Source organism: Bradyrhizobium sp. WYCCWR 12699 (assembly GCF_032144035.1).
In the GTDB taxonomy this organism is placed as follows: Bacteria; Pseudomonadota; Alphaproteobacteria; order Rhizobiales; family Xanthobacteraceae; genus Bradyrhizobium.
The window spans coordinates 232,334-254,151 of sequence record NZ_JAVTJN010000030.1; the positions used below are offsets into that span (position 1 = coordinate 232,334).

At 64.3% G+C, this 21,818-nt stretch carries 15 protein-coding genes; 10 read left to right on the top strand and 5 right to left on the bottom strand.

Annotated features, from left to right (window positions below):
* The first annotated feature begins 55 nt into the window (after window positions 1-55).
* The 4 genes from RPS27_RS11940 to RPS27_RS11955 all read left to right on the top strand — a co-directional run bounded on the left by RPS27_RS11940 (window position 56) and on the right by RPS27_RS11955 (window position 3,980).
* Complete coding sequence (locus tag RPS27_RS11940) at window positions 56-496, top strand: hypothetical protein (RefSeq protein ID WP_313754023.1); 441 nt, start codon at window positions 56-58, stop codon at window positions 494-496.
* Window positions 489-2,789 (top strand): AAA family ATPase, encoded by a 2,301-nt coding sequence (locus RPS27_RS11945; protein WP_313754024.1) that lies wholly within the window; start codon window positions 489-491, stop codon window positions 2,787-2,789. Before RPS27_RS11940 ends, RPS27_RS11945 begins: the two co-directional genes overlap by 8 nt.
* Entirely contained in the window at window positions 2,786-3,340 is a 555-nt protein-coding gene (locus RPS27_RS11950) for a hypothetical protein (RefSeq protein WP_313754025.1), read from the top strand. Before RPS27_RS11945 ends, RPS27_RS11950 begins: the two co-directional genes overlap by 4 nt.
* A 97-nt stretch (window positions 3,341-3,437) precedes the next feature.
* Window positions 3,438-3,980 (top strand): hypothetical protein, encoded by a 543-nt coding sequence (locus RPS27_RS11955; protein ID WP_313754026.1) that lies wholly within the window; start codon window positions 3,438-3,440, stop codon window positions 3,978-3,980.
* 396 nt (window positions 3,981-4,376) lie between these two features.
* On the opposite strand, the gene RPS27_RS11960 is transcribed toward RPS27_RS11955, so the two are convergent.
* On the bottom strand, window positions 4,377-5,711 hold the full coding sequence (locus RPS27_RS11960) for a hypothetical protein (protein ID WP_313754027.1): 1,335 nt from the start codon (window positions 5,709-5,711) through the stop codon (window positions 4,377-4,379).
* A 154-nt stretch (window positions 5,712-5,865) separates the two neighbouring features.
* Here RPS27_RS11960 and RPS27_RS11965 point away from each other — a divergent pair, with 154 nt between their 5' ends.
* The gene (locus tag RPS27_RS11965; RefSeq protein WP_313754028.1) at window positions 5,866-7,590 is read left to right on the top strand and encodes a hypothetical protein; all 1,725 of its coding nucleotides are present in this window, start codon (window positions 5,866-5,868) and stop codon (window positions 7,588-7,590) included.
* 61 nt (window positions 7,591-7,651) lie between these two features.
* Window positions 7,652-8,035, top strand: a complete 384-nt coding sequence (locus RPS27_RS11970) for a hypothetical protein (protein WP_313754029.1) — start codon at window positions 7,652-7,654, stop codon at window positions 8,033-8,035.
* Window positions 8,036-8,047: 12 nt separating this feature from the next.
* Here RPS27_RS11970 and RPS27_RS11975 read toward each other — a convergent pair whose 3' ends face one another.
* On the bottom strand, window positions 8,048-8,770 hold the full coding sequence (locus RPS27_RS11975) for a hypothetical protein (RefSeq protein WP_313754030.1): 723 nt from the start codon (window positions 8,768-8,770) through the stop codon (window positions 8,048-8,050).
* Window positions 8,771-9,132: 362 nt separating this feature from the next.
* On the opposite strand from RPS27_RS11975, the gene RPS27_RS11980 reads away from it, so the two are divergent.
* The 4 genes from RPS27_RS11980 to RPS27_RS11995 all read left to right on the top strand — a co-directional run bounded on the left by RPS27_RS11980 (window position 9,133) and on the right by RPS27_RS11995 (window position 16,872).
* Window positions 9,133-9,507, top strand: a complete 375-nt coding sequence (locus tag RPS27_RS11980; RefSeq protein WP_313754031.1) for a helix-turn-helix transcriptional regulator — start codon at window positions 9,133-9,135, stop codon at window positions 9,505-9,507.
* A 322-nt stretch (window positions 9,508-9,829) separates the two neighbouring features.
* The gene (locus tag RPS27_RS11985) at window positions 9,830-12,472 is read left to right on the top strand and encodes a PD-(D/E)XK nuclease family protein (protein ID WP_313754032.1); all 2,643 of its coding nucleotides are present in this window, start codon (window positions 9,830-9,832) and stop codon (window positions 12,470-12,472) included.
* Window positions 12,472-15,753, top strand: a complete 3,282-nt coding sequence (locus RPS27_RS11990; RefSeq protein ID WP_313754033.1) for a UvrD-helicase domain-containing protein — start codon at window positions 12,472-12,474, stop codon at window positions 15,751-15,753. The genes RPS27_RS11985 and RPS27_RS11990 overlap by 1 nt, the downstream gene beginning before the upstream one ends.
* A 276-nt stretch (window positions 15,754-16,029) precedes the next feature.
* Window positions 16,030-16,872 (top strand): hypothetical protein, encoded by an 843-nt coding sequence (locus RPS27_RS11995; RefSeq protein ID WP_313754034.1) that lies wholly within the window; start codon window positions 16,030-16,032, stop codon window positions 16,870-16,872.
* A 117-nt stretch (window positions 16,873-16,989) separates the two neighbouring features.
* On the opposite strand, the gene RPS27_RS12000 is transcribed toward RPS27_RS11995, so the two are convergent.
* The 3 genes from RPS27_RS12000 to RPS27_RS12010 all read right to left on the bottom strand — a co-directional run bounded on the left by RPS27_RS12000 (window position 16,990) and on the right by RPS27_RS12010 (window position 21,702).
* Window positions 16,990-17,931: an HNH endonuclease gene (locus tag RPS27_RS12000; RefSeq protein WP_313754035.1), complete on the bottom strand. Its 942-nt coding sequence runs from the start codon at window positions 17,929-17,931 to the stop codon at window positions 16,990-16,992.
* Between the two features lie 976 nt (window positions 17,932-18,907).
* Complete coding sequence (locus RPS27_RS12005) at window positions 18,908-20,359, bottom strand: hypothetical protein (protein ID WP_313754036.1); 1,452 nt, start codon at window positions 20,357-20,359, stop codon at window positions 18,908-18,910.
* Window positions 20,356-21,702 carry a DUF4365 domain-containing protein gene (locus RPS27_RS12010; RefSeq protein ID WP_313754037.1) on the bottom strand — a complete coding sequence of 449 codons (1,347 nt, stop codon included), beginning with the start codon at window positions 21,700-21,702 and terminating at the stop codon, window positions 20,356-20,358. The genes RPS27_RS12005 and RPS27_RS12010 overlap by 4 nt, the downstream gene beginning before the upstream one ends.
* Window positions 21,703-21,818 lie beyond the last annotated feature (116 nt).

A 21,818-nucleotide genomic window follows, 5' to 3' on the forward strand; every position in this document is an offset into this window, starting at 1 on the left:
GTGTGCTCCGGCGAGCCATGGCACGCTCCGGCGTGGCGAGGAGGGAGGCGCCGCCGTGAAGCGGCGCCTCCCGGATCGCAGCACGGATTCGTGGCAGCAGACGGCGATGATGATCGGATGGACGCAGGAAGACGCCGTGCGCCGGCATCCGGTGCGCTATTGGCGCCACCATCTCGCGCACGACTACGACTTGCCCACCATCCGCCGTATGCGCCGCTATCTAGCCAAGATTGACCTGCCGGCGGAGAAGGGCTGGCGTGACGCCGCAACCGGCAACGCAGCCGCCGCGATCGCCATCGCTTTCGGCATGCGAGAGGCGCAAACGGACCGTCTGGCATTCGACGCCGCGATGACCGCGCTGGCCATCTGCGCGTTCGACGGCAGCGACGCCGCGCGCACGGTTATGGCTAAGTCCTTGCGCCTGCTGCCGGGCGGCGGCGAGGCGGAGGTCCGCATCGCTGATTCATGGCTCGATCTGGAGGAGTCACATGGCTAAAGACCGCACGGTGCGGGAAGCCCGTCGGCCGAAGAAGTCAGGGAAGAAATACGCGCCGCCCGCGAAGACGCTGGAGGATGCCGTCGGTCCCTTCGAACGCGCGCAGAGGGAGGCGGAGACTAACCGCTGGGCGGCCCTGCGCCGCCGCTTCCGCAACGGCGCTCTCGGCGCGGCAGTGGCGCGGGCGTTCCGCTCCGACGACGAACGCGAGTTCTCGATCGACATCAAATCCTTCGACGGCGACCAGGACCGCTTCGACCGGCGGCGCATTATGGCCGGCGCCCACGACGTCGCCGCCAGGCTGATGCTCGCGGCCGCGATCGACGGCAGCGAGGGCTTGGCCTCTGAGCTGCGCTGCGGCGGGCCAGTCGTTGCCTTCGACGTCGCCGATCCGTTCGAGCTTGAGACGGTCGAAGCGTGCTGGCAGGAAGTGATCTTCGGCGAAGACGCCGGAAAGACCGCGTCGGTGGGATCGAAGAAGACCCCTTACCCGCGACAGGACCCGCGGGGCTTCCACCTTGTCGTCAAGGAATTGCCGAAGATAGCCTACGGCAGCACGCGCCAGAAGGAGGCGCTGGCGGCGCTCGCGGCGGCGCGCCCCATCATCGCGCTCTCGCCGGACGCCGCGACCCATCTTCCGGACGCGCTGGTGCGCGCCGGCTTGACGCGGCTGACGCTCGGACCGCTTGCGCCGCGCACAATCGCGGAGACCATCAGGATCGTGACCGGCGAGAAGGTCCGCACGGTGATCGAGCCCGAGGTCGCCGCGCGCACGGGTCTCGCCGAGATCGGCATCGCAGTGCGGTTCGACCGCTCGGCCGCCGAATGCGTCTCGCGGCTGCGCCGCCTCGCCTCGGCGAAGGTGCGCGACAGCGACAGCCGGGATCTGACGCTCGACCAGATCCACGGATTGCCTAAAGAAGCGATCGAATGGACCCGCGGATTCGTGCGCGATATCGAATCGTTCAGGAACGGTGGTCCCTGGCTCGCCGATGCCGGAGTCGTGTGGAATGGCGCGAGCGGCGTCGGCAAGACAACTCTGGTTCGCTGTCTGGCACGCGAGACGAAGTGCGAGCTCCTTGTCACCGGACATACCCGCTGGCAGTCGCATGCCGACGGGCATTTGGGCCACTTTTTGAGGCTGATGACCGCTGATTTTGCGGAAGCGAAAAGACGCTCAGAAGTAGCGTCTATCAGAAGTGGTAGTGGATGCGTAATACTGTTTGTGGATGAATTGGACAGCTTCTCCGATCGCGCGTCGCTCACCCATTCTCATCGGTCGTACGAAACGGCGACGATCAACGGCTTCATCGCCTGCTGCGATGGTTTGGGCGGCGCCGACGGCAATACCGGACTCGCCGACGGCCGCGACTATCGCAAGCCTCGGATCGTGCTGATGGGCGCGACCAATGACTACCGTCGTTGCGATCCAGCGGTGCTGAGGTCGGGCCGTTTCAACCGCGTGATCACGATTCCGCTGCCCGACACCGATGCACTCGAAGCTATGATGCGCGTGCGGCTCGACCGCGATCTGGAGGACGAGGATCTCACGGATCTCGCGCTGATGGCGGCCGGATTCACCGGCGCCGACATCGAGCGCGTGGTGAACGACGCGCGGCGTCTGGCGCGCCATGCCAACGTCCCGCTCGAGCTGGAGCATCTCAAGCGCGCGTTCGGCGATCGAGAACTGTCCGCCGCGCGCCGCGAACGCATCGCGGTGCACGAAGGCTCGCACATCCTCGTCGACGTCATGCTGCACGGCCCCGAGGGTGCGTACGCGACGATGACGAGCGTTGGAGACCGCCTCGCCGGCGCGTTCCGGCTACAGGACGCCGACGCGCCTGGCACGTTCGGCGACCACTTCCGCCGGCTCATGGTCCTGCTCGCCGGTCGCGTAGGGGAGACCGAGACGTACGGCGCGCCAAGCGACGGCGGAGGCGGTTCCTTGGGATCTGACCTGCACCAAGCGACCAGCGAAGCATGCGCCATGGCGGCATCGTTCGGTTTGGCCGGTCCGCCGATTTTTCTCGGCCCCGCAAGCAGCACCGAGCGTCTGCTGTCCTTTCCCGAAGTGCGGACAAAGGTGATCGGCTTGTTGGCCCGCGCCGAGGACGCCTGCGCCAAGATGATCGCTGGCAACCGCGGCGCGCTGGACGAGATCGCCGCCCGCCTGGTCCGCGACGGCCGCATCGAGGGCAAAGCAGTCGCCGCCGTCCTCGCCGCGCACGGCACGCACGTGCCCGCCGGTGGCATCGCAGATTCCAAGACGTTCACCGGAAAGGATGTACCATGACGAAGGCACGATCCCTGCCCCGCTTGCCTCCCGCACGCCGCAAGACCGGCTCCGCGCGGCATCCGGGCCGCTGCAACGACATCCTGCGCCGCGGCGTGCTCGCCGCACTTCGCGCGTCCGGACGCTATGCGGTCTTCGCCAACGCGCGCATTCCGATTTCGGACGCCGCGCGCGCGGCCGTCCGGCGCGCGAACGGCGCCTACGTTTCCGCCTCGTTCCCCGTGGACGGAGCGCGCGAGACCGTGACCGTCGATCTAGTCGTCGACGCTGCAAACGGCTGGGCCGGAGCCTTCGCGTTCTGCGGCCGCGGCGCGCACTCGACGCTGGCCCGGCGCAAGATCGCGGCCGACCTTCGCGCTGCCGAGCTGCTTCTCTGCTCGCATCTCGCCGCCTCGCTCGGCGTGCCGGTCAAGACGGTGACCGTCGGCATCATCGACCATGCCGCCGACCCGGACGATAGCGACGATATCACCATCGCGCCGAGCGAGATCTCCGACCGCTTCGATATCTTCTTCCCGATCTCGAATCCTTCGGATTTTCAGGGCGGCTAACTGCTGACGGGATCGATCGGCCGGCCGTGTCCAATCCCCCCGCGCGATCCTTGAGCGCGAGCCGGCGTCCCAAGTCGAACGGAGACTGAGAAGGAAAATGGTAACAAGAAAGAAAGCACCGAAGCTGCTCTTACTGCCAGGGGCGCGGGGGAGCCGGCCGACGCCTGCGGCGGGCCGGCACAAAAATGTGGCGCGCCGGGCGGTCATCGCCGCGCCTCAGGCATCCGGCAGTTACCAGGCGACCGCGAATCTGCGGATCTCGGTGGCCGAAAAATCGCGACATTCGGTCAAGCGGGTGCTCGGTCTCTCGCTTGCGGTCGAAGGGCCATGCGAAACAGTCGTCCTCGATACGCGGAACTCCTGGGCCGGTTCGTACGCTTTCTGTCACCAACGCGCGCAGCCGCCGATGGCGCGGCGTCGCGTCAAGGAGGACCTCCGGGCAGCCGATTTCATGCTGAGCGAACATCTCGCGCGCTTCCTCCGCCGGGACTTTCGCGCCGTGGTCGTCGGGATCATCGACCGGCCGGCGAACCCGGACCAGGTTGATGATGTTCCCACGTCAGCGATTTCGGACCATTTCCAGATCGACTTTTCCGCTCTGGGCGAGATGTACCCGACATGCCCCGGCTTGAGCGCCTGACGTGGGCCAGAGTCCTGGCGACGTCGCCGCTCAGGCGCCTGGCGGCAATGCAAACGATCTTCCGCCGGACCGGGTGCGTTTCGTGCGGCGACCGCGCGCTCCTGCGCGGACCCCTATATCCGAGACGGTCGCAACCCAATCACCGCAGATGGTCAGGACGCCGTTGCGGGCCACGCGCGTCCACGTACCCAATCGGCCGGCCAAGTTTCCGCCGATCTGGCCGATCGAGATGAGGGCAGAGACGGCCGCGGCGTTCCTCGACTATGCGACGACGCGGGAGCTCTGCAAGGCGATTCAGAAAGGGGATGCCGCGCCGCCGACCGCGTGCCGCACCGTCTCGGGTCGCCCCGAGGCGGTTTGGCTCGCGGACGCGATCCGGGAGTTCGCCTCGCGTCGTCACGCCCCGCGGTAGATCTCGGTCTCCTGAGTGAGGTACGGCGTCAGGGCCGCGAACAGAACCTGCACCTGCGGATCCTCGCGGAAGGACTCGAGCCGGCCATTGGCCAGCAGGAGCTGCAGGATTCGGGCCCGGTGCGCGAGCCGCTTCCTCTGAGACGTGGTGACGATTAGTTGCGTTTCGTGGATATACCGCTGCGCCGTGCGCGGATCGAGATGGCCGCTGATGGCCATCAGCTCCTGCTCGGTGCAACCGGCTTCGGCGCTTTCCGAGATGCCGCCGTGCCGGTACGATGTCCACTTGATGTCGTCGCCGAGGCCGCCCGCCTGCCTGACCTCCCCGAACCGCACGTAGAATTCGCCCGGCATCTTCTTTCCCGGCAACGCCCAAGGCGTGTCGTACGTGCCGTCTCGCGGGATGAGGATGCCTTCGGAGCGCGTGCCCTTGATGCGATCGATCTCGGCTTCGAGACCCGGATACAGCGGCTCGCCGTTCTCGTCCCGCAGATCGATCCAGCGGGAGTTCTCCGTTTTGGGCCTGATCACGTAGACCTGGAACGGCCGGTCAGCCGGCTTCCAGTGCTGGCATAGCCAGGACGAAAGAATCGCTCCGGAGCGGATCTGAAACTCGTGCATGGCCCATGCCGCGACCCCGAGATTCGAATCCTTGAGCTTCGAGCCGCGGTACAAATAGGCCAGTTCGACCAGATCCGCGCGGCGCGTCTTCTTCTTCACGTGCTTCAGCTTCCGAGCCTTGGGCCAGGGATTATGCTCGGCGATGCCGGGAAACTCGCCGGCCATCGCGTTCCAGATGGTCCGCATCGTATCGCGGAATCTGTTGGCAGCGTCGGCCCGGCTGACGTTCAATCCCAGGTCAGCATAGTCGAACACGATCTGCCGCACCGCGAGAACGTCGATTTTCCGGATCGGAACGTCAGCGAACTTCATGCCGGCGAATCCGCTGCAGCGCAATTCGTGGCGCTCCGCCCGGGACATGATGCCGTCGTAGTACCCGCGCGTGGCGTCGGTGATCAACGACCCCCGGTACGTCGGGTGCTTCTTCCAACGCTGGAAGAGCTCCGCAATCGTTCCGGCCGCCGGCCCGTCGATCATCACGGTCGAGGCTTGTTCGGCCCGGTAACGCTCGATCCTGGCGTTGATCTCGCGGGCGCGCTGCATCGCCACTTCGTAATTCGTGCCGAGCCGACGCTCGGCCTTGGTGAGCACGAACCCTTTCGGCGGCCGGCGCATTTCGTGACGGTAGTAAAAGCGCCGACGCCGGGCCGACCAGTGGGCTCGCGTATGATCTTCAAGAGGCAAAACGACTTCGGGCATCCTACGTTCTCCGCTCAGCACGCCGACCCGTGTCGGCAAGAAGGGCATTTTATCTTAGTACAAATTATATTTTGACAAATATACGTAAAAATGCAGAGTCACGACGCGTCGGTAATCATCTTTCGGCTTTACCGGTCTAGCGAACGATGGCGGGATGGAATTGCAGATGACTGGCGGGACAGGCGAAAAGCCCAAGAAGAATCAAGAAGGTAGCGAAGCGCCGGGAGAGGAATCGAATCGATTCCCGGATACCGCTAACCTATTGATCTGCAACGAAATCGCGATTCCATCCCGCCATCAGACCCCAAAAGACGACTGCGGTTTTCCCAGTGTTCTCGGGGATATGGCGGGATGGAATCCGCAGTTTTTCACGCTCGAAATCATTACTACGGCGGCCAGTAAAGGCCTTTACTCCTCGGACGACAAGCCTGTGGAAATCGACAAGCAGGCCCACGTCGTGATGCACGCATTGGCATCCAGCAAAGGTGCCTTTAACCCCGACTTAGTCTCCGTTCCCAAGGTCAGGAAGGCGCTGGGGCGGGGTCAGAACGGGGTCGCGCCCATGGTGAAATTCTGGAAGGCGGGGGTGAGAACCCTACTCGCCGAGACCAACGTCAGCGGTCAGTCCGGCGTCGAGCCGCCGACGGCATTGTCGTCGATCGCCTCGTTTGAAGCTCGCGCTGCGAGCCGCAGCACCGGCGCCCGTCTGCGCGAGGCGGCCCTGCGCGCCGTAGAGGCATCGCGAGTGCCGCCGGTGACGACGGACTACGTGATCCGTCTGCAGCCGCTGCCGCTCAGCTCCGAGCGGCGCGGCGAACTCCATGCGCTCGATGGGCAGGCCTTCCAAGGATTCGCCTTCACCTATCTGTGGGAGATGCGCCGGCCGGCGACCTCCGCCGAAATATTCGACGCGGCGCTGGACAACGAATACCTGCCGCAGTTCTGCAGGAAGCAGGCACGCGAGGTCCTGCGGGAATCCACGAAGCTCGAACAGCTTGAGAACGGAGCCTTCTGGATTCCGGGAGTCGCCGTGCCCGAATCCTACCTGCCCCCGCGGCACTACCATTCGCGCAAGTCGACGAGGTCGACGACCGACACCGGCGAGCCGACGCGGCAGCAGCGGAACGCCGACAAAGCGGCCGCACGACGCCTCGATTTCGGTCGCTTTGCGGTCGAGCTGATCACCGCGACCGACCGTCCCGCAGGTCCTGCCGAGATCTACGTCGCCGGCCAGCAGCGGGGTCGAGCCTTCGACTTCAAGAAGGAGAATTCAGCGGCGATCCTGACATCGGCGAGCCCGCCCGAACTGCGAAAGCTGCCCGACGGCCGCTGGTGGCACGCAGAGCGCGACGACGTCCCTGCGACGCCGAAGACCAAGCATTCGCCGCGGCGTTTCGGCGGCGTCAACTACGTGGCCCTAGGCAGGGAGGTTGTCCAGATCTTCACGGCCAGAGGCGCTCCCATGACCGCCGTGGAGATCCGCCAGCGCCTATCGTCCGACATGCAAACCACCTTGTCGCGCCTGCGTCCTCACTTCTCTTATTTCCTGGAACGCGCGGCGGAGCGCTTCCCTCAAATCTGCAGAAAGGGCCCGGGACTGTGGTTCCTCTCCAACCTCAAGGAGACGCGGCCGCGCCACCTCAGCATCGAGGACGAATGCGCGCTCGCGGCCATTGAGGTGTTGCGAATGCGCGGGCCCTCCACATCGGCCGAGATCAGAAAGCTGCTGCCGCGCCACCTTCGCCATCTGACCGCTCTTGACGAGATCTTGAGCCGAGCCGCGGACTTCTACCCGGCTCTGCAGGTCGTCGGCGGTATTTGGCATGCCGATCCGACGGCGGCGCTGTTCGTCCGGCGGGAGCAGAACTATGGGGGTTAGACTGGAATGCCCCGAGCTGGACGAGGAATGCGTCAGAATTCTCGTCTCCGAGCGCCGAGCGATGTTTGGAGCCGAGCTCCACGACAAATTACCGCCGATCCTCCAGATGCGGTTCGACAAAGACCACATAAACCGCACCCTCACGAAGATCGCTGTCAGGCTCCGTCAACGTTCTGACCGACGCTGGACCGTCGATGCGCGCGTCCTCTGGGCGGCCGGATCGGCTTGCACCCCAGCCGCGGCGGGCACCAAGAAGGCAAGCGACGAACAGCTCGCACTTCTCATCGTCGAGCGGGACGGCCGCGCCGCCATCCGCGAACTCTACGATGCCGTTTCGCCGAGCTCGGATTTCCAATGCTTCAGCGAGGCGCTGCTGAGCCTGGTCCGCAAAGACAGCAGGTTCAGTCATGTCGACGGCTTCATCTCGCTTCGGGCGGGACGGTAGAGGAGCGGACGTTCACACGGATTTCTGCGGCGTCCGTGAGAAGCGCAGGTTGCGCCGGGTGCGGACCCGCTCCCGGTTTGCCGGCCGTTTTATGGAATCGAGCGCCGCGCGCAGAACCTTGCCGCCGATGTACATCATGTGGAAAGCGTCGGCATCGGTATCGAACAGCTGCGTAAGCCCCTCCCCCTCGGTCTGATTGACCTTCCAGGTGCTGTAAATGTTGCGAATGATGCCGTCCGGGGATCCGCCGCGGATGATCGCGAAGCCTCCGCTCCGCCCGCCGTCCATGCCGATGGTTATGCCTAGGGTGTCTAGCCTATCGAGAGGACCCCGCCTCTCTTCATATCCCTCCTCTTCCAATACCGGTCCACCCCATTCCTTTTCGAAAAGAACGATCAGGCCGTCTAAGAACGTGTGATCCTTCCGCAAGGAAAAAAAACGGTTGCCTACGGCATGGCGCAGTCCCGAAAACCCCGGAGGCCGATCTGCACGACGGAGCTTCATTCCCATAAGCATCCGAACGTCCGGCTCCAGATGAGCCGCTGGAGCTCCCGAAGCCAGTCCGATCAGAAGAGCGATGGCGTCATCCCTGGACATCGACGATGCGCTTACGCCGCGGCCGAGTGAGGCGATCAGGCCGGCGGCCCTCAACCCGCGCATCACGTGCATCACGGTCGGAGCCGGGATTCCCAGGGCCGTCGCGAGATCTTCAGCAAGCGCCGTTGAAGTTGCCATGGCCCGCTTCTACTCGAATGTCCCGGCAAAAGCAGCCCTTTTTGAGCACCGGCGCCACTGAAGTGTCATGCTCCCGAGGGTGCGCGGACCGGTGGAGAAGCGTGCGGAGACTTGACCCTAGGGAGAAAGGGTTGTTCCGAGGAATCCTTCGTTCGCAGGGATCTCTCTCCCTCGCAGATTACCGAATTGAACGCAGTATCTAGAAGGCGCGGCTGCGGTCCGCGCCACCGTCCCCCTTACTTTCCTGCGCGGCGGTGGAAATCTTCTCGGTGAATATCGAATCCTTGGCGATGGATGGTAAGTTCGGCGGGCCAGTCCGCTCCGTCCGGACGCGACGCGCCCGGACGAAAGGATTCAGACCCTTGACGAAGAAGCCGACCCAGACGGCCGCCAAGCGCAAGGCAGGACCCAGCCGCGGACCGGGCGCGAAGACCAGCGCGGAGCCGAAGGCCGGGGGCGGCGAGAAGACCAACAAGCCGTTCGCGGAAAGATTCAAAGAGGGCCGGCTGTCGACCGCCGATATCCTCGGCGGGAACGTCAAACGGTTTCGGACCGGACTCGAGCTCAGCCAGGCCGATCTCGCCAAGGCGATCGGTTCCGACCAGTCGGTGATCGCACTGATCGAGCTCAAGCGCGCCAACCCGACTCTGCTCACAATCGAGCGTCTCGCGGCGGCCTTGAAGACAACCGTCGTGGAGCTTCTAAGCAGGCCGGGTCAGCGGCGGACCCGCACCTAATCGATCGCCGCGGACGCATTACGCAACCGAAGTCACAGGCACATTGCCCGCTTGTTGGAATACCCTCTCATCGTGATACCGCCGAATTCGGTCCAAGCGTTCGGACCGATGCCCATGAACGCGCGGTGATCGTCAACGGATTCGCCGGCACGCTACAGCCATCACGGCGGGTTGAGCCAGAGAGGATCCATGCCCTTGGATAGCAGGCCCAACGGCATGCGATTGCGATTAAAAAGTTTCTGCCGCCATTTCGGCGGCGCGTCCGCGGCGGGATGATACGATGACCGGCGGCGGCGAATCATGAAAGGCGGCGCGGCAGGCGATGGTGCAACTGCGAACCTCGATAGTCGGCAGCGCGCTGGCGTTCCGGATGCGCCGTGCGGCCGCAGCCCGATCCCGCGAAAATGGCCTGCAGATCCTCACGCTTCCCAATTTAGCGGCGCGCCTCGCCGGAGGCTTCAGGGCGCCCGTACCTTCGGAGCATCTGGATCGCGCGATCCAGCAAGCTCTCGCGGCAGGCGGCTTCCGCGACATCGAGAAGGTGCGGCATCTTCCGGGCATGACGCGGGCGGTCTCCCGCGCGCTGCGCAAGGTCTGGGATGCCGACGTCTCTGTTCATAGGACGGACGCGACGAATGCACGCCTCGCCGATCTGGCTTTGATGGAGGACCGCGTTCGGCGCGAGTTGCCGCTCGCGACGGCGCTTCCGATCGATCTGCGCGACGAGGCTCTGTCGAGAATACGGCACGCGGCCCGTACGATCGGACCGCTGACCATAGATCGCCTTTCCTGGATTGCCCCGCTTTGGCGGCCCCTGATCGATGCCTTGGCGAAAGAGGTCCCGGTCGAATGGATCGCGTCGCCGCACGCGGAAACCGCTTGGTTCGCGGGAAGGATCCTGCGGCCGCCGGAGGTCGACGGTCCAGCCCCCGCCGCCCTGTCCTGCGCGGATCCGCACCACGAGGCGATCGAAAGTCTGCGGTGGGCGCGCCATTTGATCTCCACCGGCATCGCTCGGCCTGACCAAATCGCGATCGTGTCTGCGGGAACGACGCCGTGGGACGATCACTTCCGCGCCCTCGCGCCGGACGCCGGATTCCGATTGGCCTTCCCGCACGGGATTCCCGCGCTTTCGACCCGCGACGGTCAACGGTGCGCCGCACTCGCGGACGTGCTCCAACACGGTCTGAACCAGCAACGCTTGCGACGTCTCGTTTCCCTTTGCCGAGGCGAGCGCAGCGCATTCGAAGGCCTGCCCGCGAATTGGCTCGCCGCGCTGCCACGTGGCGCGACCTTGTCGCGCCCGGAAGAGTGGCGACGCGCGATCTCGCCGGCCGTGGCGAGCGATCCGTCGCTGGCGGGCGCGCTGGGCGCATTGCCTATCGTGGATATGCTCGCGCGGGGCATCTCGGCGGCGGCCGAAGCCGCAATCTTCGTTCTGCACGGTAGGGCGCTGCAACTATGGCAGGGTGCGTTGCGCAGCGCCCCTCCGGAAGCCATCGAGCTCTCCTTGCGGTCGTCGCGTTTCGAATCCGATCACGACCCGGCCGATTCGGTGGTATGGTGCTCGGCACGGGAGCTCGCCACCGCGCCGCGCCCGCATGTCCGACTTCTCGGGCTGACGGACCGGCACTGGCCCCGCCGGCAGGGTAACGACTCCATTGTTCCTGATCACGTCCTTTCGAGCGCGATCGTCGATGTCGATCCGGTCGCCGAAGCCGACCGTCGGCATTTCCGCATCGTCGTCGACGCGGCGTCGGCCGGAGCCGTGCTCTCCCGCAGCCGCCGGAGCGCGCAGGGAAGCCGCGTGGGCCGAAGCCCGCTACTGGAGGGCCGGCCGGAAAAGCAACTCTCGAGAGCGCGCGTTCCGGAGCACGCCTGGAACGAAGCCGATCGCATCATGGCCCGCCCGCAAGACGCGGCTCAGATCGAGCGTGTCCGATCGGCCGGCGCCTGCTGGCACGATTGGCATCTCGAACTGTTCACGCCGCACGACGGCAAGTTCGACGCCGACCATCCGGTCGTCGTGAGATCGATCGAACGGGTGCAGTCGGCAACATCCCTGCGAAGGATGCTGACGGATCCGCTCGGTTTCGTGTGGCGCTATGCGCTAGGCTGGAATGCGCCTCGCGATCGCGAACAGCCGCTGACGATCGCTCCCGACGAGTTCGGCAAACTGGTCCACGAGCTTCTTCGGCGCGCGGTGGATGCGCTCGAGCCGGTGCCCGGATATGCACGCGCGTCGGACACGGAGATCGAAACCGCTCTCGCGAACGCCGCCTCGACCGTCAGAGACGCGTGGCCGCGGCGGGGACAGACGCCGCCGGCGCTGCTATGGCGCAATACCGTGGATTTCGCGGCATCGTTGGCTCTCGCGGGATTGCTGCGGAAGGAGATAGCGGATGCGGGCACTCGAAGCTGGACGGAAGTGCCGTTCGGCCAACCGAACGCAGTCGCCACGGAGCGGCAACTGCCGTGGGATCCGGCCATTCCGGTCGCGATACCCGGGACGCCCGTCACGCTCGGCGGCTCGATCGATCGGCTGGATCTCAACAGCTCGGGCGCCGTCCGCGTCTGGGACTACAAGACCGGCGAGGCGCCCAGAAACGCGGGACGCATGGTGATAGACGGCGGATCCGAGCTGCAGCGGGCGTTGTACGGACTCGCCTGCAGACAATTGCTCGAGGGCGAACCGACGGTCGTCGCCCGGCTGCTCTATCTCCGAGGCGAGACTCTCGCCGTCAGGCTTCCCGATCTCGATGCCGCCATCGAGCAAATCGCCGCCTTCGTAAACGTCGCGGTCTCGATGATGCGCAAGGGCGTCGTCACCTCGGGCCGGCTTTCGTTCGACAGGTCGAACGAACTTCGATTGGCGCTCCCGGCCTCGCCCGGCTACGAAAGGCGCAAGCTGGCCGCAAGCAACGAGATCAACGCGGCAATTTCGCGATATTGGAGCGCTCCGTGATGGAGATGGTCGACGGAGCCGAACGTCTCAGGGCGTTGACCGATCTGGAGTCCTGCCTTTTGGTAGAAGCCGCAGCAGGCACGGGAAAGACGTCCCTGCTCGCCGGTCGCGTGGTGATGCTGCTCGCGCGCGGGGTCGATCCGGGGTCGATCGCGGCCATCACGTTCACCGAGCTCGCGGCGGGCGAACTGCGTCAGCGCATCGCTTCCTACCTCCATCGCATACTCGAGGGCCGGATTCCGGACGAGCTCCGGCCGGCCCTGCCATCGGGTCCCGACGCCGCCCAGACCGCGATGCTACGTGCCGCGGCGAAGCGCCTCGACGAATTGACCTGCGGAACGATTCATTCGTTCTGCCACGACCTGCTGAAGACGTATTCCGTCGAAGCGGCGATCGATCCCGGCGCGGATGTCCTGGACGGCGATCAGGCCGACTTCGCGTTCGACGCGATCTTCGACAGGTGGTGGCTCGGCAGGCTCGACCGGACCGCGCCGGCGGCCGGGGATCCGATCGCGTCGGTTGCTCGGCGTGATCCGATGGACGCAGAAGGACTGCTGCGCAGCTTTGCCAAATTCCGCCGACGCCATCGGGGAGCGCGGCCGTTGCCCGCCGATCTCGATGCGCAGGCAGACGTCGAGTTCGCGGAGAGCGTGCGCGAATTCCGGCGCTGGTGCGACCAGGTCAACGTGCCCCCGGAGGCCGATCCGGACATCGTCGCGCTCGAGACGTTGGTCTCCCACTTTCGGGGAGGCTTCGATCCGATGCCCGACTTCGAAGGCCTGCTGGAGCTCGCGCATCCCGCGTGGCTGCCAATCATGCGCAAGGATACGTCCGATCTTCGGGAATACAGACGCCGGACGCTATGGCGGAAGGCCGGCGGCGCGGACGGCGAGCGATTGGCCAACCAGGCCGAAGAGCATTTCGGCCGATGCCGCGAGGCCTACCGCAAGCTGATGGGACGGATCGCGACGGCCATCATCTGGATCTTCTCGGCCGAGCTCGACGAAGTGATGACGGAGTACGAGACGTTCAAACGGCGGGCCGCCGTCCTCGATTTCGACGACCTTTTGTTTACGTGCCGCGACGCGCTGCGCGACCATCCTTCCGTCCGGACGACCGCCGCGGAGCGCTTCACCTGGCTTCTGGTGGACGAATTCCAGGACACCGATCCCGTGCAGGCGGAGATCATCTTCCTATTGTGCGGAACTGCGGATGACGACCGCGCTTGGCACGCGCGATCGCTCAGGCCAGGCCACCTCTTCGTCGTCGGCGATCCGAAGCAGGCCATCTATTCTTTCCGCGGTGCGGATCTGGCGACGTATCTCAAGGTCCGCGAGACGATCGAGGCGCAATTCCCCGACAATATCCTGAGGGTAACCGCGAACTTCCGGTCCCGCGGCCAGATTTTGGACCACGTGAACAGGTGCTTCGAGGAGCGGCTGACGTCGCAGCAGGCCGGTTACGTGGCCTTGCAGACCACGAGGGCGACCAGCGAGCACGGCTTGCCGTGCGTGGCGAAGGTTTCGGTGGAGCTTCCCCCGTTGACGAGGGTTGACAGTGCCCGCGACGAGGAAGCCCAGGCCGTGGCCGAAGTATGCGCGCGCCTCATCGGCAACGTCGAGATCAAGCTCAACGACGGCGAGACCAGGCGCCTTCGTCCGGGCGACATCGCTCTGCTCGCACCGGTGTCCACGGACCTCTGGCGATACGAACGCGCTCTCGAGGAGGCGGGACTGCCCTTCGCCTCGCAGGCGGGCAAGAACCTCTACAAGCGGCAGGAAGCGCAGGATTTAGTGGCACTGATCCGTGCCTTGGCGGACACCCGCGACACGCTGGCGCTCGGAGCACTCATGCGCGGTCCGCTCGTAGGCCTGACCGAGCAGGAGTTGCTGGACATCACTGCCGATCTTCCGACAGACGGCGGCCGGGTCGCAGGTCTGTCTCTCCGGACCGATCCGGCGGTGGTACGGAATCCGGTCGCACGGGAAGTGCTGACCGTTCTGACTGACCTGCGCCGCCGCATCAACGCGACGGCGCCCGCCTTCGTTCTCGCCGAGGCAATCGAGCGTCTGCGCATCCGCGCCATCGTCGCCGCCCGCAGCGGCGACCAAGCGGCGCGCGCGCTCGCGAACGTGGACGGTTTCGTCGAACGGGCACGAAGCTACGACGTCCGCGGCTTCGTCCAGTTCGCCAGGGACATCGACGACGAATGGTCGAGCGGATCGGCGGCGGCGGAAGGCATGATGGAGGCCGACGGACAGTCGATCGAGATCGTCACCGTGCATTCGTCGAAAGGTCTGGAGTGGCCGGTCGTGATTCCGATCAACCGCTCGTCCATGCCGCGGCGGGCGGAGGCGTTTGTTCACCGGAGAGGGGACGAAAGCCTGCATTGGGCGCTGGGCCAGGTGGTGCCGCCGGGACTAGGCGACGCGCTACGGACGGAAGAGGCGGAGAAAAGGGACGAGAACGTGCGGCTACTTTACGTCGCATGCACCCGGGCGATGGAGCTCCTGGTCATTCCAGACTTCTCATGGAGCAACGACGCTTCCTGGGCGAAGCTTCTCGACTTCAAATTAGATACCGTTCCCGAACTCGACATCGGCCGTCTCCCCCGCACGCCCGTCGCCTCGCGCGTTCCGGTGACGAACGGGCAAACCGCGCAGATCTTCGCGGAAGAGCGATCGCGCATCGAAGCCGCGCCCCGCGTCCGTTGGCTCAAGCCCAGCGACGGCGATCCCGACGTCATCACGGACGAACTGTCCTTCGAGACCGGCGAAGAACTGCCACGCGCCGAGACGACGGTCGAAGGAGGCCGCATCCGGGGCATCCTTCTCCATAAATTGATGGAGGAGCTCATCTCCGGCGAGTTGGAGGAAAACTTGGAAGCCGCCACGGCCCGGTCCAACGAACTATTCGATCAATTGTCTTCAATGGCTCCGACGCACGCCGCGATCGACGTACGGGAGCTCGCTTCGACCGCACTGCGGACGCTGCGACTGCCGGACGTCGAGAGATATCGCGGAAGGCTCGTGGCGGAGGTGCCGGTCTACGGCACGGCGGCCGGTCCCGACGATCTGGTCGGCGGCCGAGCCGATGCGATCGCCCCCGACGATGAAGGCACGGTCGTCTTCGACTGGAAGAGCGACGTCGATCCCAAGGAGGCCGAGTTCTCGACCTATCGGCGGCAACTCGCTCATTACCTTCGGGCAATCGGATCGACCCGGGGCGCCATCGTGTACATGACGACCGGTCATGTCGACTGGGTCGGTCTCGCCGGTTGACCGCCGAGGCCAGGATCATAGCCCTCGGTCATTGCGGGATGCTTGTTCGAGAGCGCCGCTGGCGTAGATGTCGAGCCTGACCGCGGCCCCGATCGCCATCAGATCTGGCACGTGGCCCGGCTTCGAAGCATCGTCTGACAGTATCCGCCCTCGATCCGGGCGTCGTGCCAGATGGCCATGTTAAGAGTGCCGACCATGACGACGTGCTGGATCGCCGGCATTGCTAGGTAGAAGGCGCGCTTGACGTCGCAGTCCCGTCGCTGCGAAGTCGGGGACATGACCTCGATCGCCACGAGCGGTTCGGTTTTATCCTTCGCGCAGACGCTGGCGGCGTGGCCCATGATCGCTATATTCGCGATCCTGCCGCGCATACGGGACCAGTTCATGTCGAACGTCAATACGACGCAAAAGTCGCCGCACGACCGCCTGGAGACCTACGAGAAGTGGTCGGCGGGTGCGACACTCGGAATCCTGATCGGAATCATCATCGAGATAATCGTTTTATCCTATTACGATTATCATCCCGATCGGAAATTCTGGAGCTCCATCGCGGCAAATGTACTCATCGGGCTAGGTCTTCTAATCGAGTTCTTCTGCATTCGCTGGACCATCATCGCTTCCAGGGAAGCGGAGGACGAGAACCGCGGGAAGCTCGCCGCCGCACTGGATCGGGCCTCCGCGGCGGAGCAGGAGCTCCTCGAGTTCAGAAAGACCAGACGGCACGTCATCGGACCGAACAAGACGCAGCTTGCCGACCGGCTGAGACCGTTCGCGGGGACCGAATTCGATACGGCCATGAGCCATTTCGAACGGGAGATTGGGGATATCCTGTGGGACATCGAAGAGGCGCTTCACGTTGCCGGCTGGCGACAGATCGACTGGTCGCCGCTGCCCGGCGCGTCGGCCATACAGCGTACGAGCCGCCCGCTCGCGGGATCGGCGCTGGCTCAGAACGTCGAGATCGAGCTGCACCCTGGACATCAAGCCGCCCTCAAGCCGGTGGCCGAAGCATTGATCGAAGGTTTGAAATCGGTCGGAATTGATGCCGGCGAGGTGCCATACACGTCCGCGACCGGCAATCACCATGCCATCCATGTGCTCGTGGGTCCCAAGAGGTAGTGCGGCTTCGTCCTGAACTCTTACGGCTCCGCGACGATGTCGATCGCATACAAGGCCGGCACCCGCCTTGTGCCGCTCTAAGCGACCACGTCCCAAGCGGCAATCCAGATCGGAAAGTCAGTTTGCGGCACAGTATTGTTCGAACCGCAAAGCCAGTCGATCGCGGTCTGGACGATCCTCGTCGGACCGAGGTGCGCGAATCCGCGCTCCTCTCATTGCGTCGATCGCCTTGACCACGTCCAGGTCTCTGCAATCGGTCGATAGCCGCTGCGAAACGTGAACGAAGCCGTCTGGATCGATACCGATCAGATTCGCGTCGTAGGCGGCATGGTGAATCTTGCTCAGCGGAATGCCGTTCGGAATCCAGGGCTGCCCCCAATTCTGGTCCGCATCAGGCACGATGTGAGAAGCATCGAGAAGCTCGCGGACAGGGATCCCGGTAATGACGCAGCGCGATCCGTACGCATCGAGCACGGCTTCCCTGAACTCCGCCTGGTGCACCCGTTGCTTCACCTCGGCCAGCCGATAGCGCCGTTCGATCGTGCTCGATGGAAGTGTTGCGGTCCTTCCGGCAATCGTCATCGGCGCGAAACCCAGATCTGCCTCCAGCCTCTCTGGATACCAGTCGACGACGAAAGCGGGGTATAGCGGCACGTAAACGGCAGGCGCGATGGCGACGAAATAGATTATCGGGCTGCGCTTTTCCACTGCATCCCTGAGCAGCAGATTGTCCGATGACGTCGGGTCTTCGCCCCTGAAGCTGTACCGGACCGTCGAATCGCCGGAGTACAGTGCATCACGGCCGTCATGCTGATCTTTGTACCAAACCTTTCTGCCCTTGCGCGGCATGACGGTTCTCACCGAGAGAATGCCGGTCATTTCCTTGGGTTTGAATATCCCCTTCGCCCGGCCGGCAAACCGTAGGAGGTGATCGAACCCCGGCGCCGCGAATCCAGTCTCAATTGCGCTCCATGGAAGCACCGTCCGTCCGACCATGAGCCGATCGAGCGCCGCAAATGCGGACATCCTGATGAGCTCGTCGTTCGATCCGCCTGCCATTCCCGCTGGAATCCCCAAGGTTGGCATCGTACCAGGCCGTCAGCCGACTTCAAAGGCGGCGAAGCCTTCGACGCTCGCGAAGTGTCGCGCGTCATGACGATGCTTTCCACGAACTCGGCGAAACGCCGACGTCGGCGCCGCTAAGGCGTCGGAACTACGCGGCGGCCGTTGGAGACCGCAATACCGAAGTCCTGGGCCGCATGCGAACTTATCGCCAGGTTCGGGCTTCCCGCAGCGAAGGTGGGTCCGAAAGTGAGAAGGAGGTCGTGCGTCCGAACCCGGCCTGCCCCGACCAGCGGCAATCCACCTTTAACCGCGCGCGCGTGCGAGGCACTTCCTGGTTTTCTACCCCCAAAAAATGGCCTTTCCCGCCAGCGCCTTGCCTAACCAGCCCGGAACTCGACCACAGGACTAATTAGGGAACGAAGGGGACGGTGCGGGACCGATGGGGATTTAATCCGCCTCTAAATTCCCCACAGTGGCCCCCGGGGGGCCCCCACCTCGGCGACCTCCTCGCCGCTTGCGCCGGCTTCCTCGGAGCCCCCACCTCGCCGGGGGCAAAATCCCTCCGGGCGCTGAAAGGCGCACAAAGAGAATATTATTCTACTTTCGGTTTTGCCGATTCCGTCTCTGACGGTCGCGCAAAGTCCCTTTTTCCGGCTGCCGCCGACCCCCGCCGAAGCACAACGCTCCAAGGGATCATATTCCGACCGATCCGCCCGCGCGCGATCGACCGCGGCCGCGGTCCTCGCCATCGGCCTCTACGCTGCCGGCACGACGGCGGTCGGATATCGAATCCTTGGAATCCTTGCTCCGATGGAAAGGCAGATTGCGGCGTGATGGTCGGCTCCGGCTCGGCGGCGATGCCCCCGGACGCACACCCCACGCGCGTCGAACGAGGCTACCCGGCCACCCCACGAAGCGTAGGGTCGGCCCGGACGGCTGCGCACGCAAACAGGCCAAGCGGCGGCGCCTGTCACATGTAGTAGCTGTATCTCGGCGCGATCTCCTGCCCCTCGGGCACGTATTTCAACACCTCCCCTACATGCTTCGCGGCGGCGATCGTGATCGGCATGCCGTTGTCGAACTGCGTGTTGTTCCAATTCATCTTCGTGAGCGCGAGCGTCTCCTCCGCCACGTGCTGCAATGGCTGGCCCTGGACCTGACAGCGCAACTGCAGGGGCCGCGGCACGTACATGCCGGGATAGGTCCGGAAGTAGTTGACGCTTCCACGGGTGTAGAGAAGCGCCTGGTCTTTGTCGAAGCGCAGCAACGTCCCCCGCAGCGGCGGGTAAACCCCAAGCCGATAGAGGCGGGTCAGCGACTTCTGGATCCAGACGAAGTCGGCATAATCGATGTCGCGCTCGTCGATCGCCTTGTGGAAGCCGTCCAGTTCGTTACGGTCGAATTTCGAAGTTTTGTGCAGGACCACGCGGGCGGGCCAGTGTCCGTGCTGATCCCGGAAGACCTTCAAAGAACCCTTCAGCAATTCGTAGGCGTCGATCGCGGTCAGGTGCGGCCGACGGTCCTCCTCGCTTTCGACCATACGGCCGCCCCGCAGGATCAGTCCCTCGCCGCGCTCGTCGAACATCTGGGCGGTGCTAGTATGCACCTGCTCGCCGTCCACCGAACGATAGAAACTCAACCCGACAAACGACGTCCGGAGCTGACGCGCGTCGCGCGCCAGCCGCCAAGGCAGACCACCCGCCTTGTAGTACGCCGCGGTCAGCAGATTCCAGGCGATCGTCGCCTGGTCCTGCGTTCGGCGTTCGCTGGCCTCCTTCAGCTTCCGCGAAATCTTGATCGATGGGTCATAGGTCGTCGGCCAGAGTAACTGGATCGGCAGCCTCAGGCGCATGCACGACGCCTTGAGCATGCCACGGAAATCGAGCGCCGTTCCGGCTTCCGTCTCGTCGTCGTCGGCGCCCCCTACCGCGTCGCGAGCGTTGTAAGTCCGCTCGATGATCTCGACTGGTAACGCGATCAGCACGACGTCCGGCTTCACCATGCGCTCCGCCAAGGCCGCAATCTCGTTGGTGATCGTTTCTACAATCGCCTGCGTGACCTCCCGTTGACCCGGGATCGCGACGAGGCGCGCGATCTCGCGCCCGGGCAGGACGCGCTGAATCTCGTCGGACGTGACGAACTCGCATCTGAACGTGGTCTCGAAATCGACCCCAGGGAACGGCGGAAAAAGGTTCGGTTGCCGGCTCTGCTTGGCCGCGAATCCCTTCGCGCATTTTTCGATCCAGCGCGCCGTTCCTTCGACCGTCTCCGCACTGCCGATGATGCCCATCTTTATCCGCTTGGGCGCGCCGTCCATCCCAAAATCCAGCGGTCCGTAGTCCATGATGCCGAAACGAATGTCGGTGTGACGGAACGCGTGTCCGAACTCCAAGTCCGGTTCGGTGAGATGGGTAAGCCTCACGTGACGTTCTCGATCGTCTCGCCCGCGAGAGCGTATTCGAACAGCGGAGACGACGGATCGGTCTCCTGCGACTTCCAGAGGTCATCCGGCACCCCGACGTCCAGTTCGAGGGCGTCGATAGTATCGAACGAAAGGAACGGGTATGTCTTCGTCAACAGATCTTCCGCACCGTGCGTCGTTAGAAAATCACGCCACATGACGAACTGTCCCATGACAGCCGCGTTGTTTTCTATCTCCTTAATCTTCTTCAGCCGTTCGCCGGCGTAGGCGTCCGTGTCCTGTCCGTTGTACGTGAAGTGATAGGTCGGCGTAATTTCGACGTACCATTTGCCGGCGAGCCGGACGAAGCGGTGCAGAAAGGCCGAGTGCCGCCAATAGGCAAATTTTTTCGGATCGCTTTTCTTCCTGCCGTATGGTCCAACCACGCGGCGTGTGGTGGTGTTCTGCAAGCTGCGATAGGCGTAGTTCAGGATGTCCCTATCCTTCGGCTTGCGGAAGAAGAACACGCCGCTCTCGCGATCCTTATACAACTCCGGCCTGACGAACTCTCCGATGGCTCTGTTGAGAAGAGCCACGAAGTCGCGCTGCCGGTCCTCGTCTTCGCTGTTCGCCCACTCTGTGCTGTCGAACTCCTCCATCGCCTCCCAGTCGCAAAGCTTCTTCCACGGATGTTCGTCCAGGGGATGAAAAGACAGCACTGACTTCGAACGGACGATCCATTCGCCGCGGGACGGCTTCGTGATCTCGCCGAGCGCTCCGCCGAACGACTTGTCCGTTGCGTGTGACGTCGGCGCCCAGAACAACCGGGGTGCGAACTTGACCTCCAGCAGGTTCGCTAGGATCTGCTCGCTCTTCTTGACGCTCGGGCCCGAGGCCCCGGGACGGACCGCCGTCGCGACCGAGATCAGGGCGGCCTTGGCTTCGCGGGTAAATTCGTCCTTTTTCTTGTCGAAGACGACCTTGCGCGACTTGCGTCGCTCCGGGTCCGAGAACCACTCCTTCAGCGACTTCCAGTAGGCGTTCCGCGTCTTCAGAGCCACGACGATCAGCAGGACGGGCGCCGTGCCTTTGGTCCAGTATTCGATGTCAGCGTCGGCACACGGGAATTCGAACGTCTCCTCGGTCTCGCCTTGCAGGCGTTCGCGCTCGGTCGCCTTGCCTTGCACCTGCAGGAGGAGGTTGCCGACCTCGCCCGTCTCAGCGTCGCGCAACTCGATGAAGCCGTCTATGCCGGCTTCGACGCCGCCGGTCGGATAGAACATGAACCCCATCGAAAGGACGATCCCCTCGATGAGAGACATTCCCTGCTGCCCGATGACGTCGCTTTTCCCGATCTTCTTCATGGCCTTATGTTGGCGCGGGAAGCGATTCCTGTCCATCGGCCGACACCTGTCGTACACTCATTCGTCGGTTGTTCGCGATCGGCGATCCGCTTCGATCGGCAGCGCGCCTCGATGGT